Annotated in this window: 2 protein-coding genes; both read left to right on the top strand. The window is 36.6% G+C overall.

The window, feature by feature from the left end:
* The coding region (locus BUB89_RS17755) for a PorP/SprF family type IX secretion system membrane protein (protein ID WP_141384662.1) at window positions 1-337 on the top strand (337 nt) is incomplete at its 5' end.
* An 11-nt stretch (window positions 338-348) separates the two neighbouring features.
* The coding region (locus BUB89_RS17750; RefSeq protein WP_073247545.1) for a PD40 domain-containing protein at window positions 349-1,790 on the top strand (1,442 nt) is incomplete at its 3' end.

The raw sequence follows: 1,790 nt of genomic DNA, 5'->3' as shown, positions 1-1,790 counted from the left end.
CTACTATTTAATTGCGGGTTATGTAATGGATTTAAATTATAACCTGAAATTCAAACCGGCATTACTCACTAAAATGGTACAAGGTGCTCCTTTACAAGTGGATGTTTCAGGTAACTTTATGTTTGCTGATAAACTCACTCTTGGTCTTGCCTACCGCTGGAGTGCTTCGGTAAGTGCTATGGCGGGATTTCAAGTTTCAGATGCCATGTACATAGGATATGGATATGATTTAGAAACTACCAAATTAGACAATTACAATTCCGGTTCACATGAAATTTTCCTGAGATATGAAATTTTCAAAAACAATAAAAAAATCACAACTCCTAGATTCTTCTAAATACAATTGTCATGAAAAAAAATATACTCTTTTATATAGCTGTGATAAGTGTTTTTTCTGTGAACATTTATGCTCAAAAAGCCAAGTTGGCTAATGCCGATAAGAACTACGATAACTATGCCTACATAGATGCTATAAAAACCTATGAGAAAGTGGCCGAAAAAGGCTATAAGTCTGCCGATATGTTCCAAAAAATTGGAAATGCCTATTATTTTAATGGCGAATTAGACAAAGCTGTAAAATGGTACGCAGAACTTTTTGCCATGCCAGATACTACAATTGAAGCGCCGTACTACTATCGCTATGCGCAATCCTTACGTGCTTCGGGGGATAATGATAAAGCAAATCAGATATTGGATCAATTTGATAAAATTTCAGGTGATGACAGCAGAGCTAAACTTTTTAAAGAAAATGCAAATTATTTAGAGGAAATAAAAGCCAATTCAGGAAGATACAAAATAGAAAATGCGGGTATCAACTCCCAATATTCGGATTATGGTTCCAGTATTTATAACAATAAAGTGATCTTTACCTCTGCCAGAGATACCGGTAGTTTAGGGCAAAGAAAACACACCTGGACAGATCAGCATTTTACCCATCTCTACAGTGCCGATTTAGGCGAAGAAATGTCCCCGTCTAATCCGGTGAAGTTCAATAAATCTTTAAAATCTAAATTTAATGAAGCCACGCCGGTTTTTACTAAAGACGGAAAAACAGTTTATTTTACCCGAAACAATTACCTCGCAGGTAAAAAAGGTAAAAACGAAAACGGAATTACATTAGTAAAATTATACAAAGCTACTTTAGAGGGGGAAAACTGGACTAACATTCAGGCGCTTCCTTTTACAAGCGACAGTTTCAGTACTGCCCACCCTACGCTAAGCCCTGATGAAAAAACAATGTACTTTGCTTCGGACATGCCGGGAACCCGTGGATTATCGGATATTTTTAAAGTACAAATTAATGAGGATGGATCTTTTGGAACTCCTGTAAATGTAGGAACCGCTGTAAATACCGAAGGAAGAGAAACCTTCCCTTTTGTAAGTCAGGAAAACGAACTTTACTTTGCCTCTGACGGACATCCCGGTGTGGGAGGTTTAGACATTTTTATGACTAAAATTAATGAGGATGGGTCTTTTAATAAAGTGCAAAATATAGGCATGGATGCCAATTCTCCTAAAGATGATTTTGCTTATATCATTGACAGTAAATCCCGAAGAGGTTTTCTTTCTTCTAACAGAGATGGCGGACAAGGATATGATGATATTTACAAATTCCTGGAAACTAAAAGACTGATTTGCGAACAGGAATTGTATGGTGAAATAACAGATTTGGATTCTAAAATAGCCCTGCCAAACGCTAAGGTAACTTTGTTTGACAACAAAATGAATGTATTAAAAACCACTAATGCGGATCAAAACGGAGCGTACACTTTCTTAGTAGAATGCAGCAG

Origin of the sequence: Flavobacterium flevense (genome assembly GCF_900142775.1) — a bacterium.
Taxonomy (GTDB): domain Bacteria; phylum Bacteroidota; class Bacteroidia; order Flavobacteriales; family Flavobacteriaceae; genus Flavobacterium; species Flavobacterium flevense.
Note: the sequence above shows the minus strand (reverse complement) of the source record. Positions and strands in the feature narration are given on the sequence as shown.